A 13,697-nucleotide genomic window follows, 5' to 3' on the forward strand; every position below is an offset into this window, starting at 1 on the left:
GATCACCAAATAAATAAAAAACCGAAATTCATTTAAATTTCGGTTTTTTTTATGTCTAATTTGTTTTTAGCCTAGTAAAAAGTTAGAAAGTTTTATTTCCCTTTGGTACAACTATAATACCCGAAAACTCTTTTTTAAATAATAACATTGCTCTATCTGCTTCTAGTCTAGATTTGTAATTTCCTACTTGTACCTTCCAGTCTGGTTCGTTGTAAACAAGCTTTGTTTTTACATTTGGATATAGCATTTGAAATTTAGCGCGTTTACTTTTTGCTGTCCGCTCATAACCGTTGTAAATTTGTACTGTAAATCCAAAATTATCAGCCTTGTTATAGGCTTTTTTTTTCTTTAGTAAATGAATTACATTATCACTAATTTTGGTTTTGTTTTGAGCATTTGTTATGGTTATAGCACCCAGGAAAGCCCCAATAAATAAGATATTTTTCATTTTTATCATATCGTACAAAAATAGATACTTAGTTGTTAATATAGTCATAAAATCCGTTATTTAGAATTATTATAAATTATTATTTAACTCGATATTCTCTTTCCTAAATTTAGCAATATGTAGTACTTTTGTGTAACTGTTTAAAATAAGAATTTAGACCAATTTATAAGATATTAAATTATAGTTTGTAAATATGAAAAGCGTAGGATTGTATAATAGATTGTTTTCAGTATTTCATAAAAGTTTTACATTACTTTTAGTTTTGGCATTTAGCATTTCTACTTATGCGCAAGATGTAGATGAAGCTCGTCAAAAAGCGGGAAAAAAATTATTTAAGTCGCAATGTGCTTCTTGTCACAAATTAGATAAGAAGTTAGTAGGACCAGCTTTAGGTGGTGTTGAAGAGCGTAGAGAAAATGCTTGGTTAAAAGCTTGGATTAAGAATAATGCAGAATTTCAAAAAGTAAATACAGAGGCAGCAGAAGCGGCTTTGTATGCAACTAGTGCAATGAATGCCTTTCCTCAGTTAAGTGATGCTGAGATTGATGATATTTTGTATTACACAACTGTAGGTGAAATTAAGAAAGCTGCTGTTGTCGGTGAAGTTGCTGTAGGAGGTCAAGTGTTACAGAAATCAGGCGCGCCTGAATGGTTAATATATTTATTGGCTGCAGCAATTGTAGTTGCGTTTTTAATGATTGCTAGTTTGTTGAAACAGGTAAGCGAATTAAAAGGTGGGGCAAAGCCAGGTGTTGAATCTAACTTGAAAAGAGATTTACAAGAACTATGGGTAGGTGCTAAAAATAATACTTTCTTAAAAGTTTTATCTACAATCTTTTTATTGTTGATTGGTGCTTATATTACCTTTGGAACGTTATTTAAAGTTGGTGTGGATCAGGGTTATCAGCCAATACAACCTATTGCTTTTTCTCATAAAATTCATGCTGGTGAAAATAAAGTAGATTGTCAATACTGTCACTCTTCAGCAAAACACAGTAAGCATTCAGGAATACCATCATTAAATGTTTGTATGAACTGTCATAAAGCAATTGCAGAGGTTGCAGAGACTACAGAAATCCAATGGAATGGACAGACTTATGGAAAAGCGCAATTAGATTTAGAAATAGATAAATTGTATGAGGCTGTAGGTTGGGATAAAGATGAATTGGTTTATACTGGAGAAGAAAAGCCAGTAAAATGGATTCGTTTACATAATTTACCAGATTTCGCGTACTACAATCACGCACAACACGTAACAGTTGCTGGTATTGCTTGTCAGAAATGTCACGGTCCTGTAGAGGAAATGGATGAAATGTATCAATATTCTCCATTAACAATGGGTTGGTGTATTAATTGTCACAGAGAAACAAATGTAGATCTAAAGAGTAATGAGTACTATGAAAAAATTCATGATCAATTAGCTGAAAAATACGGAGTAGAGAAAGTTACTATTTCGCAGTTAGGTGGTTTAGAATGTGGTAAGTGTCATTATTAAATAAAGAAGAAAGATAGTTTAGTTTAGGCGCAGGCTTTAAACAATTAACTAAAAACTAATAACTAAATATAAATGGCTTCAAACAAAAAATACTGGAAAAGTGTTGAGGAACTGCAAGGTAGTTCTGTTGTTGAAACGTTGGCTAAAAATGAATTTGTAGAAAATATACCTACAGATGATTTTTTAGGTGATAAAGAGACGTTAGAGAATTCTTCTACATCGCGTAGAGATTTTTTAAAGTACGTTGGTTTTACCACCGCAGCGGCTTCATTAGCAGCTTGTGAAGGACCAGTTGTAAAATCTATACCTTATGTAGTGCAACCAGATGATATTATTGCTGGTGTTGCTGATTGGTATGCGACTTCTATAGCAGATGGTTTCGATTATGCAAATGTATTAGTAAAAACGCGTGAAGGTCGTCCTATCCAAATCATGCCAAACAAAGAGGCAGATGGTTCTACAAGTGCTAGAGTACAAGCTTCTGTTTTATCATTATATGACGAGACTTTGCGTTTAAAAGAGCCAACTAAGAATGGTTCAGCTATTTCTTGGGCAGAAGCAAATAAAGAGATTGCTGCAGAATTATTAAAATTAAAAGACGCAGATAAGTCAGTTGTTTTATTAACAGGAACACTTGCTAGCCCATCAACGTCAAAAATAATATCAGAATTCATTGCTGCAAACCCTAATGTAAGTCACGTAGTTTATGATGCTATTTCAGAATCTGGAGCTGCAGATGCTTTTAAAGCAATGTACGGCAAAAGAGCATTGCCTAATTATAAACTAGAAAATGCTAAAACAATAGTTTCTTTTGGCGCTGATTTTTTAGGAGATTTTCATGGAGGATTTGAGAAAGCATATATAGCTGGTAGAAAGCCAGAAACTGGAGCTATGTCTTATCATGTTCAGGTAGAGAGTAATATGTCTTTAACCGGTGCAAATGCAGATAAGCGTATAGTGGCAAAACCTTCTGACGTTGTTTTCGCTCTGTTGAATTTGTATAAAGAAATTACAGGCAACGTTGTTGCATCAAAAGCAACGCCTGTAGATGCAGAAATTAAAAAATTAGCTAGGATTCTTAAAAGCGCAGGTAGTAAAGCAGTTGTAATGACTGGTGTTAATGATGTAAATGCACAATTAATATCTTTAGCTATAAATCAAGCTTTAAATAGTGAGATTTTAGATACCACAAATACAATTAATATTCGCCAAGGTAATTTTGAAGAAGTTCAAAATGTAATTTCAGATATGAAATCTGGAAAAGTTGGTGGTTTATTAACTTACAACATAGATCCTGCTTACACATTACCTAATGCTTCAGAATTTACAACAGCTTTAAGTAAAGTTTCATTAAAAGTAGGTTTATCTACAGAAAATAATGCAACTGTAGCCGCTATGGATTACGCATTACCAATTGCTCATTTTTTAGAATCTTGGGGAGATACCAATTTTTCAGAGGGTAAATATGGTTTAATGCAACCAACTATTCAACCTTTATTCAATACGAAACAAGTACAAGACGTTTTATTAAATTGGTCTGGTAATACTATTTCTTATTATGATTATCTAAAGAATTATTGGTCTACAGAAATTTTAGATGGCGCTTCTTGGAACAAAGCATTACACAATGGTTACCATTCAGCTAATGTAACTTCTAGTGCTACCGATTTTGTCTCAGAGGTTGTTATTAGTGATGTTGCTAATCAATTAAAGAAAAGTAATTCTTCTTCAGGAATGGAGTTGAACTTATATATAATGACAGGTTTGGGAGATGGTAGACAAGCGAATAATCCTTGGTTACAAGAATTTCCAGATCCTATTACAAGAACTTCATGGGATAATTACTTAACAATGTCTATGGCAGATGCCAAGGCGTTAGGTTTTTCTAATCCTGTTAAAGATAATGGCGCTATCAATGGAGATTACGCAAAAGTTTCAGTTAATGGGAATGATGTTGTAGTTCCAGTAATGATTCAACCAGGACAGGCCAAAGGTTCTGTTGGTTTATCATTAGGTTTCGGTAAAACATTTGGTTTAAAGGACGAAATGAAAGTTGGTGTTAACGCGTATCCTTTTTATAAGGATGGTAATAACGTCCAATATAATGTGAGTATAGAAAAAGTATCGGGAGTGCATAAGTTTGCTTGTACACAAGTACAAAAAACAATTGCAGGTCGTCATGATATTTTAAAAGTAGCTTCTTTAAAAGAATTTAAAACTGTGGATCCTAAAGATCATAAGAAAGGATGGAACAAGCCTGCTTATGTATCTTATGATCACCAAGAAGTAGAGGCAAATACCATAGATTTATGGGATGAGCACAATAGAGATATTGGGCATCATTTTAATCTTTCTATAGATCTAACATCTTGTACAGGTTGTGGCGCATGTGTAGTAGCATGTCATGCAGAAAATAATGTACCAGTTGTTGGTAAAAATGAAGTTAGAGTTGGTAGAGATATGCACTGGTTGCGTATAGATAGATACTACTCTTCTACAGTAGAAACAAGAGAAGATGCAAAGGAATTAGGCTTAAGTAGAGGAGATACTTACGAAGCATTAGAAACGGAGGCAGAAAATCCAGAAGTTACTTTTCAACCTATGATGTGTCAGCATTGTAACCATGCACCATGTGAAACTGTTTGTCCTGTAGCGGCAACAACTCATGGTCGTCAAGGTCAAAACCAAATGACATATAACAGATGTGTGGGTACAAGATATTGTGCAAACAACTGTCCTTATAGAGTACGCAGATTTAACTGGTTTGAGTATGCGAACAACAATGAGTTCGATTTCAATATGAACAACGAATACGGTAAAATGGTGTTAAACCCAGACGTAGTTGTTCGTGGAAGAGGAGTTATGGAAAAATGTTCTATGTGTATTCAAATGACTCAAGCTACAATTCTTAAAGCTAAAAAAGAAGGAAGAAAAGTAAACAAAGATGAATTTTCAACAGCATGTTCATCTGCTTGTACTACTGGTTCTTTAGTTTTTGGTGATGTAAATAACAAAGAAGACAAGGTTGCTGCTTTAGCAGTAGACAAAAGAGCATACAATGTATTAGATTACCTTCAAACGAAGCCTAATGTAATATATCAAGTAAAAGTAAGAAACACAAACGAAGCGTAATTAAATTTAAGATATAAAAATATGTCTCATTACGAAGCACCCATAAGGGAACCTTTAGTTTTAGGTGATAAAAGTTACCATGATATTACTGAAGATATTGCAAAACCTATAGAAGGTAAAGCGAATAAGCATTGGTATATAGCATTTGGAATTTCATTAGCAGCAATGCTATGGGGATTTGGATGTATTTTTTATACTGTAGGAACAGGTATTGGAGTTTGGGGTCTAAGCAAAAACATTGGTTGGGCTTGGGATATTACAAACTTTGTATGGTGGGTAGGTATTGGTCACGCAGGAACATTAATTTCCGCAGTACTTTTATTATTCCGTCAGAAATGGAGAATGGCAATTAACCGTTCTGCAGAAGCAATGACAATTTTTGCTGTATTTCAGGCAGGATTGTTTCCTATTATTCACATGGGACGTCCATGGAATGCGTTTTGGGTATTACCAATTCCAAATCAATTTGGATCTTTATGGGTAAACTTTAACTCGCCTTTACTTTGGGACGTATTTGCAATTTCTACGTATTTATCGGTTTCATTAGTATTCTGGTGGACAGGTTTATTACCAGATTTTGCAATGATTAGAGATAGAGCTGTAAAACCATTTCAGAAAAAGATTTATGCTTTATTAAGTTTTGGTTGGTCAGGTAGGGCTAAAGATTGGCAGCGTTTTGAAGAAGTGTCTTTGGTACTTGCTGGTTTAGCAACGCCATTAGTACTTTCTGTGCATACAATTGTATCTATGGATTTTGCAACATCCATTAATCCAGGTTGGCACTCAACAATATTTCCTCCTTATTTTGTGGCAGGAGCTATTTTCTCTGGTTTCGCAATGGTTCAAACCTTATTAGGTATTATGCGTAAAGTAACCAATATGGAGGATTATATTACTAGGCTTCATGTGGAATATATGAACATTGTAATTATTCTTACAGGTGGTATTGTAGCAGTAGCGTATGCAACAGAATTTTTTATTGCATGGTACACAGGTTCACCTTACGAATATTATACGTATTTATCTGTAGGGGCTGCAACAGGTCCTTATGCGTGGGCATTCTATTCTTTATTGTTTTTTAACATTTTAACGCCTCAGTTATTATGGTTTAAGAAAATAAGAAGAAGTTTTATATGGTCTTTTATCATATCAATTTTTATTAACATTGGGATGTGGTTTGAGCGTTTTGATATTATTGCAATTGTATTAAGTAAAGGTCATTTACCCTCAACTTGGTGGCGTTTTGAGCCAACTTTTGTAGATGTTGGTATATTTATTGGAACAATTGGTTTCTTCTTTGTACTATTTTTATTGTATGCAAGAACTTTCCCAGTAATTGCGCAAGCAGAAGTAAAAACAATTTTGAAATCATCTGGTGAGTTTTACAAAAAAAGAAGAGAACAAGGAATTCCATCTAAACCAGCTATTAATGTAACTTCAAGCACTCCTGAAATTAGTGTTGTGGTTTCAGAGGAAGAGAAAGAGGAAAAATTAAACAGTCTATTTAGTAAAGTAGGTATTTTTGACCCATCTACTCAAACTGCAGACGACTTAAAGAAGATAAGTGGTGTTGGACCTAAACTAGAGGGTGTTTTAAACGGTATTGGTTTATATACTTTTGAACAGGTTAGTAAAATGACAAAACAAGAATATGATTTGTTAGATTCAATTACGGGTTCTTTTCCTGGTAGAGCAGAGAGAGACAATTGGGCGGAGCAAGCTAAAAATTTATTAAACGGATAATTATGGAATCATCAAAAGTTATACATGCGTTTTATAATGATGACGAGGTTCTGATGGATGCAGTTAAGGCTGTAAAAGCAGATCATCATCATATAGAAGAAGTTTTTTGTCCTTTTCCTGTGCATGGTTTAGACAAGGCTATGGGTTTAGCACCAACAAAATTGGCTATCACAGCTTTCTTTTATGGTATTACAGGATTATCTGTAGCCATCTGGATGACTAATTATATGATGATTGAAGATTGGCCTCAGGATATTGGTGGTAAACCAAGTTTTTCATGGATGGAAAATATGCCTGCATTTGTGCCAATAATGTTTGAATTGACAGTATTTTTTGCGGCGCATTTAATGGTTATTACCTTTTACATGAGAAGTAGAATATGGCCGTTTAAAGAAGCAGAAAATCCTGATCCTAGAACAACAGATGATCATTTTTTAATGGAAATTCCTGTTAATAATAACGAAGAAGAATTGACTGAATTGTTGGCTAGAACAGGTGCCGTAGAAATTAATATAGTAGATAAGCACTAATATATAGATGATGAAGAATTTTAAATTAATTATTGCTTTAGTAGTTCTAACAAGTCTTGTAGCTTGTAATGATAAAACGAAGAGACAATATCAATACATGCCAGATATGTATGAGTCTATACCTTATGATGTAGATGCAGAAAATGGCTTAGGGGGTAAACCTGTAAATAGTAAACCGGTTTCAGGAACTATACCTAGAGGTGGAACGCCTGCATATGATATACCTGATACGATAGAGGGTTATGAATTGGCTAAAACAAGCTTAAAGTCTCCGTTAGAAAAAAATGAGAAAAATTTAGATAATGGTAAGAAGATGTATACGATTTACTGCATTTCCTGTCATGGTAAAAAAGGTGCTGGTCAAGGGTATTTAGCTACTTCAGAGAAATTTGCAGGTATACCAAGTTATAAAGATAGAGATATTACAGAAGGTAGTATTTATCATGTTTTAATGCATGGTAAAAACTTAATGGGGTCTCACTCAGGTCAGTTAACATATAAAGAACGTTGGCAAATTGCGCAGTATGTAGAAGTTTTGCGTGCAGATTTGTTAAAATAGAGTTATAAAGATAGAATATTAAAGATATGTATCAATTCTCAGGTAAATTAAAAACATTCTCAATAGTCCTAATTATTTTAGGTGTTGTTGGTATTGCATTAGGTTTTTATAATGGTTCAAATAAAACAATAGATGATGCTAAGCACGCTATTGAGGCTTCTCATGCAGGTGGTCATGGTGATAGTACGCACGCAGTGGCTAACAGTGGTGAAGCTGATTCACATTCGGCGCACACTGCTGCAGAGATAGCAAAACATGAAGAACATGTTTTACATCAAATGCACAACAGACCATGGTCTGCGTTTTATGTGGCTTTATTCTTTTCTTTAGGGCTTACGTTATTAGTTTTGGCATTTTATGCCATACAAAGAGTTGCGCAAGTAGGTTGGTCTGTGGTTCTTTTAAGAGTTATGGAGGCAATTACGGCTAATTTATTACCAGTATCTATTTTTATGATTATTATATTGGTATTGTCTGCAATGCATTGGAATCATTTATTTCCTTGGATGAAAGAGGGAACTTTTGATCCGACAAGCGAGAATTATGATGCGGTTGTTGCTGGTAAGGCTTGGTGGATTAACACTCCAGGATTCATTATAAGAAGTATTGTATATTTAGTAGTTTGGAATGTATACAGATTTTTCATTAGAAAAAGTTCTATTAAAGAAGATACTGCTAATGATGGACTTAAAACGTATAAGAAAAATTATAATGCATCAGTAATATTTTTATTCTTATTTATGATAACAGAGTCAATGATGGCATGGGACTGGATTATGGGATTTGACCCTCACTGGTTCTCAACTTTATTTTCTTGGTATGTATTATCTACTTTATTAGTAAGTGCTTTAACTGTTATTGCATTCTTCACAATCTATTTAAGATCTAAAGATGCTTTACCAGGGATAAATGATAGTCATATACACGATTTAGCTAAATTCATGTTTGGTTTCTCAGTATTTTGGACTTACCTATGGTTTGCACAGTTTATGTTAATATGGTACGCAGATATACCTGAAGAGACAACGTATTTCGTTGCGAGATTTACAGATTATAAACTTCCTTTTTTAGCAATGGTTGTTATGAACTTTGTTTTTCCAGTATTACTTTTAATTAATAGTGATTTTAAGAGTAAACCATGGTTTGTATTTATAGGAGGTGCAGTTATTTTGGCTGGACATTACATAGATGTCTTCATTATGGTTATGCCAGGTACAGTAGGTTCACAATGGTTTTTTGGTATTCCAGAGATTGGAGCAATTTGTTTCTTTATAGGGTTGTTAATTTACACTACTTTAAATGCATTCTCGAAGGCAAATCCAATTCCAAAAGCGAATCCATTCTTAAAGGAAAGTGAACATTTTCACTACTACAATATAGAACATACAGGAGAAGACTCAGGAGATCATCATTAATAAATAATTGAATAAAAATAATTAAGACAAGATAAATATGCTAGCTCTATTTTATATTTTCATAGGTGTTGCAATTGGTGTAAGTGTTTGGCAAATTACTAGGATTTTAAATCTTAGAGAATCTATTGCTACAGATAAGGATAATGCTGCTCAGGGTAAATATGCCATGGCATTTATGGCATTCTTTTATGCAATGATGATTTATTGCTTAATCTACATGAACGTAATAATGTTACCAGAATCTGCTTCAATTGAAGGAGAGCATGATGATAACTTATTTGATATAACTTTTTGGTTAATAGGTATTGTACAGTTTATTATGCAATTCTTAATTTTTTACTTCACTTTTAAGTACAGAGGAAGTAAAGATAGAAAAGCTAAATTTTATGCAGATAGTCATAAACTAGAATTTATATGGACTATAACTCCTGCCATTGTATTAGTAGGTTTAATTGGATATGGTTTATGGCAATGGAATAATGTTATGGATCTTTCTTCGGATGAAGATGATGCGATTGTTATAGAAGTTTACTCGCAGCAGTTTAGATGGGATGCTAGATATGCAGGCGCAGACAATACATTAGGTTTAGGTAATGTCAATTTTATTAAGGGTATTAACACTATGGGGGTAGATATGTCTGATAAAAATTCTGCGGATGATAAGCAGGTTACAGAACTATATTTACCCAAAGGTAAAAAGGTTCATTTTAAATTCCGTTCTCAAGATGTATTGCACTCGGCATATATGCCGCATTTTAGAGCACAAATGAACTGTGTACCAGGTATGGTTACGGAGTTTGGTTTTACACCAAAGTACACCACAGAAGAAATGAGAAATCAACCAGAGGTGATAGAGAAATCTATTGGTATCAATAAAATTAGAAGAGCTAAAGGAGAAGATCCTTATATTTTCGATTATTTATTGCTATGTAATAAGATTTGTGGAGCTTCACATTACAACATGCAAATGAAAATTACTGTTGTAGAAGAAGATGAGTATAATAAGTGGTTGTCAGAACAGCCAACTTTATCAGAGGTAATTCAATAAATTTAAAAAATTAAAATACAAATAAAATTAAGGTTATGTCAGATCATCATCATAAAGAGACGTTTGTAACAAAATATATTTTCAGTCAAGATCATAAAATGATTTCTAAGCAGTTCTTAGTAACTGGTATGTTTATGGGAATCATTGCAGTATTAATGTCAATGTTGTTTCGTTTACAACTTGCTTGGCCAGATACTTCATTTTCGGTAGTAGAAGCATTTTTAGGACCACATCAAACAGATGGTATTATGAACCCAGATATTTATCTGGCTTTAGTTACCATACATGGTACAATAATGGTATTCTTTGTACTAACAGCAGGTTTAAGTGGTACATTTTCTAATTTACTTATTCCATTGCAAATTGGAGCAAGAGATATGGCTTCAGGATTCCTTAACATGGTTTCTTATTGGTTGTTTTTCTTATCTAGTATTATAATGGTTATTTCACTATTTGTTGAAGCAGGTCCAGCATCTGCAGGATGGACAATCTATCCTCCATTAAGTGCATTGCCACAGGCAATACCAGGTTCTGGAACAGGTATGACTTTATGGTTAGTTTCTATGACAGTGTTTATTGCTTCTTCTTTAATTGGAGCTTTAAATTATATAGTTACTGTTTTAAACTTAAGAACAAAAGGAATGAAAATGACAAGATTGCCATTAACAATTTGGGCATTCTTTGTTACAGCAATTATTGGTGTAGTTTCTTTTCCAGTATTATTATCAGCAGCATTATTATTAGTGTTTGATAGAAGTTTTGGAACATCATTTTATTTATCAGATATTTTTATTTCAGGAGAAGTATTACACTATCAAGGTGGATCGCCAGTATTATTTGAGCACTTATTTTGGTTCTTAGGGCATCCAGAGGTATACATTGTATTGTTACCAGCTTTGGGGATTACTTCAGAAATTATATCTACAAATTCAAGAAAACCAATTTTTGGTTATAGAGCAATGGTAGGTTCAATTATGGCAATTGCATTTTTATCAACAATTGTTTGGGGTCATCACATGTTTATTTCAGGTATGAATCCTTTCTTAGGATCTGTATTTACATTTACTACATTGTTGATTGCTATTCCTTCTGCTGTAAAAGCGTTTAATTATGTAACTACACTTTGGAAAGGTAATCTTCAGTTAAACCCTGCAATGTTATTTTCTATTGGTTTAGTTTCAACATTTGTAACGGGTGGTTTAACGGGTCTTGTTTTAGGAGATTCAGCATTAGATATTAACATACATGATACTTACTTTGTAGTGGCTCACTTCCACTTGGTAATGGGTGTATCTGCTATATTTGGAATGTATGCAGGTATTTATCACTGGTTCCCTAAAATGTACGGTAGAATGATGAACAAAACATTAGGATATTGGCACTTTTGGGTTACAATAATTTGTGCTTATGGTGTATTCTGGCCAATGCACTTTATTGGATTAGCTGGTTTACCTAGAAGATATTATACAAACACAAACTTTCCTATGTTTGATGATTTAGCAGATATAAACGTTGTGATTACTATTTTTGCTTTAGTTGGAGGTATTGCACAGATTTTCTTCTTAGCAAACTTCTTTATCTCTATGTATAGAGGCGAAAAAGCAACACAAAATCCTTGGAAATCGAATACTTTAGAATGGACCACTCCTGTAGAACACGTTCACGGAAACTGGCCAGGCAAATTACCTGAAGTACACAGATGGGCTTATGATTATAGTAAGCGTGTAGATTCAGAAGATGATGATAGTGATTATTTACATGGTCAAGATTATGTGTTACAAACTACACCATTATTAGAAGGAGAAGAACCTTCGTAGTTAAAAGAATATTTATAAGAAAACCTTTCCATTATTGGAAAGGTTTTTTTGTTGTTAAAAGTTTTCTATAGTTTGTTTATATTCACTAGTGATTGGGATGTTACTGTAATTAGAAAAATTGTGGAGGAAGTGGCGGTTACCTCTAGATATTTAAATATTGATAGGCTGGTAAACATTATGATCTTTTATCATTTTGATGATCATTCTGTAATAAAAGTAGTAGTAAAGGCGTATGTTTTAGATTTGCGTAACTAAAACTATTCGAGGGTGATGTAATAGAAATTTATAAAAAAGGATTATCGCCAAATTAATTTACAATTCGTCACCAGCTTTTTTGAGTAATAAAAGTTGCAATAATTTAGCCTAAAATAAATTATCTTTGTTTGTATGAATGAAAACTTAAATCCTGATAACGAAAACTTATCCAACGAAGATTTGGACGTAGAAAAAAAATTACGTCCGCTCTCTTTCGAAGATTTTACAGGGCAAGACCAAGCCATTGAAAATTTGAAGATTTTTGTTGAGGCTGCAAATCAAAGAAGTGAGGCCTTAGACCACACACTTTTTCACGGTCCTCCAGGATTAGGTAAAACCACATTAGCACATATTTTGGCAAATGAATTGCAAGTTGGTATAAAAGTTACCTCAGGCCCAGTTTTAGACAAACCAGGAGATTTGGCTGGCTTATTAACTAACTTAGATGAAAGAGATGTGCTTTTTATAGACGAAATTCATCGTTTAAGCCCAATTGTAGAAGAGTATTTATATTCTGCTATGGAAGACTATAAAATTGATATTATGATTGAGTCTGGGCCAAATGCAAGAACAGTTCAAATACATTTAGAACCTTTTACATTAATTGGTGCAACTACGCGTTCTGGCTTGCTAACAGCGCCAATGCGCGCAAGGTTTGGTATAAGTAGTAGACTGCATTACTATAAAACAGAACTTTTAACTACTATTATACAAAGAAGTGCACATATTTTAGGTGTACCAATATCTATGGAAGGTGCCATTGAAATTGCAGGCAGAAGTAGAGGGACGCCAAGAATTGCAAATGCTTTGTTAAGAAGAGTAAGGGATTTTGCTCAAATAAAAGGAGATGGAAGTATTAATATAGAGATAGCAAAATATGCCTTAAAAGCTTTAAATGTTGATGCGCATGGTTTAGATGAAATGGATAATAAGATTTTAGCAACCATCATAGATAAATTTAAAGGAGGTCCTGTTGGAATTTCAACGATTGCAACAGCAGTTAGTGAAAATACAGAAACTATAGAAGAAGTGTACGAACCTTTTTTAATTCAGCAGGGTTTTATAATGCGTACACCTAGAGGAAGAGAAGTCACAGAATTAGCCTATAAACATTTGGGCAGAACTAAAGGTAGAAATCAAGGAGAGTTGTTTTAGGTTTAAGAGACAGGAGGCAAGACAATAGAAACAGGAGATCAAGAGTGATAAACCAACAGTAAGCGTCCCTTCCCTTTGGGAAGTTTAGGATGGGAAAGTA

Annotated in this window: 11 protein-coding genes; 10 read left to right on the forward strand and 1 reads right to left on the reverse strand. The window is 33.6% G+C overall.

Annotated elements, in window-relative coordinates; translation table 11 throughout:
- Positions 1-82 precede the first annotated feature (82 nt).
- Positions 83-448 (reverse strand): SPOR domain-containing protein, encoded by a 366-nt coding sequence (locus Q0684_RS09735; RefSeq protein WP_299015941.1) that lies wholly within the window; start codon positions 446-448, stop codon positions 83-85.
- Positions 449-641: 193 nt separating this feature from the next.
- Here Q0684_RS09735 and Q0684_RS09740 point away from each other — a divergent pair, with 193 nt between their 5' ends.
- The 10 genes from Q0684_RS09740 to ruvB all read left to right on the forward strand — a co-directional run bounded on the left by Q0684_RS09740 (position 642) and on the right by ruvB (position 13,597).
- Positions 642-1,943, forward strand: coding sequence for a c-type cytochrome (locus Q0684_RS09740; RefSeq protein WP_299015944.1), 1,302 nt, complete (start codon positions 642-644; stop codon positions 1,941-1,943).
- A 72-nt stretch (positions 1,944-2,015) separates the two neighbouring features.
- On the forward strand, positions 2,016-5,075 hold the full coding sequence (locus tag Q0684_RS09745) for a TAT-variant-translocated molybdopterin oxidoreductase (RefSeq protein WP_299015946.1): 3,060 nt from the start codon (positions 2,016-2,018) through the stop codon (positions 5,073-5,075).
- Positions 5,076-5,096: 21 nt separating this feature from the next.
- On the forward strand, positions 5,097-6,818 hold the full coding sequence (gene nrfD, locus Q0684_RS09750) for an NrfD/PsrC family molybdoenzyme membrane anchor subunit (RefSeq protein ID WP_299015947.1): 1,722 nt from the start codon (positions 5,097-5,099) through the stop codon (positions 6,816-6,818).
- A gap of 2 nt (positions 6,819-6,820) precedes the next feature.
- Positions 6,821-7,348: a DUF3341 domain-containing protein gene (locus Q0684_RS09755; protein ID WP_299015949.1), complete on the forward strand. Its 528-nt coding sequence runs from the start codon at positions 6,821-6,823 to the stop codon at positions 7,346-7,348.
- 10 nt (positions 7,349-7,358) lie between these two features.
- Positions 7,359-7,907, forward strand: coding sequence for a cytochrome c (locus tag Q0684_RS09760; protein WP_299015951.1), 549 nt, complete (start codon positions 7,359-7,361; stop codon positions 7,905-7,907).
- A 26-nt stretch (positions 7,908-7,933) separates the two neighbouring features.
- Positions 7,934-9,322, forward strand: coding sequence for a quinol:cytochrome C oxidoreductase (locus tag Q0684_RS09765; protein WP_299015953.1), 1,389 nt, complete (start codon positions 7,934-7,936; stop codon positions 9,320-9,322).
- Positions 9,323-9,359: 37 nt separating this feature from the next.
- Positions 9,360-10,370 (forward strand): cytochrome c oxidase subunit II, encoded by a 1,011-nt coding sequence (locus tag Q0684_RS09770; protein WP_299015956.1) that lies wholly within the window; start codon positions 9,360-9,362, stop codon positions 10,368-10,370.
- A gap of 35 nt (positions 10,371-10,405) precedes the next feature.
- Positions 10,406-12,187, forward strand: a complete 1,782-nt coding sequence (locus Q0684_RS09775) for a cbb3-type cytochrome c oxidase subunit I (RefSeq protein WP_299015960.1) — start codon at positions 10,406-10,408, stop codon at positions 12,185-12,187.
- A 72-nt stretch (positions 12,188-12,259) separates the two neighbouring features.
- The gene (locus Q0684_RS09780) at positions 12,260-12,442 is read left to right on the forward strand and encodes a hypothetical protein (protein ID WP_299015963.1); all 183 of its coding nucleotides are present in this window, start codon (positions 12,260-12,262) and stop codon (positions 12,440-12,442) included.
- 132 nt (positions 12,443-12,574) lie between these two features.
- Positions 12,575-13,597, forward strand: coding sequence for a Holliday junction branch migration DNA helicase RuvB (ruvB, locus tag Q0684_RS09785; RefSeq protein WP_299015964.1), 1,023 nt, complete (start codon positions 12,575-12,577; stop codon positions 13,595-13,597).
- Positions 13,598-13,697: the final 100 nt, after the last annotated feature.

The organism is uncultured Polaribacter sp. (assembly GCF_947503875.1).
GTDB lineage: Bacteria > Bacteroidota > Bacteroidia > Flavobacteriales > Flavobacteriaceae > Polaribacter.

Excerpts from the sequence above, each read along its gene's own strand:
- Q0684_RS09735 (WP_299015941.1), bottom strand. The coding sequence starts at position 448 with ATGAAAAATATCTTATTTATTGGGGCTTTCCTGGGTGCTATAACCATA.
- Q0684_RS09740 (WP_299015944.1), top strand. The coding sequence starts at position 642 with ATGAAAAGCGTAGGATTGTATAATAGATTGTTTTCAGTATTTCATAAA.
- Q0684_RS09745 (WP_299015946.1), top strand. The coding sequence starts at position 2,016 with ATGGCTTCAAACAAAAAATACTGGAAAAGTGTTGAGGAACTGCAAGGT.
- nrfD (WP_299015947.1), top strand. The coding sequence starts at position 5,097 with ATGTCTCATTACGAAGCACCCATAAGGGAACCTTTAGTTTTAGGTGAT.
- Q0684_RS09755 (WP_299015949.1), top strand. The coding sequence starts at position 6,821 with ATGGAATCATCAAAAGTTATACATGCGTTTTATAATGATGACGAGGTT.
- Q0684_RS09760 (WP_299015951.1), top strand. The coding sequence starts at position 7,359 with ATGAAGAATTTTAAATTAATTATTGCTTTAGTAGTTCTAACAAGTCTT.
- Q0684_RS09765 (WP_299015953.1), top strand. The coding sequence starts at position 7,934 with ATGTATCAATTCTCAGGTAAATTAAAAACATTCTCAATAGTCCTAATT.
- Q0684_RS09770 (WP_299015956.1), top strand. The coding sequence starts at position 9,360 with ATGCTAGCTCTATTTTATATTTTCATAGGTGTTGCAATTGGTGTAAGT.
- Q0684_RS09775 (WP_299015960.1), top strand. The coding sequence starts at position 10,406 with ATGTCAGATCATCATCATAAAGAGACGTTTGTAACAAAATATATTTTC.
- ruvB (WP_299015964.1), top strand. The coding sequence starts at position 12,575 with ATGAATGAAAACTTAAATCCTGATAACGAAAACTTATCCAACGAAGAT.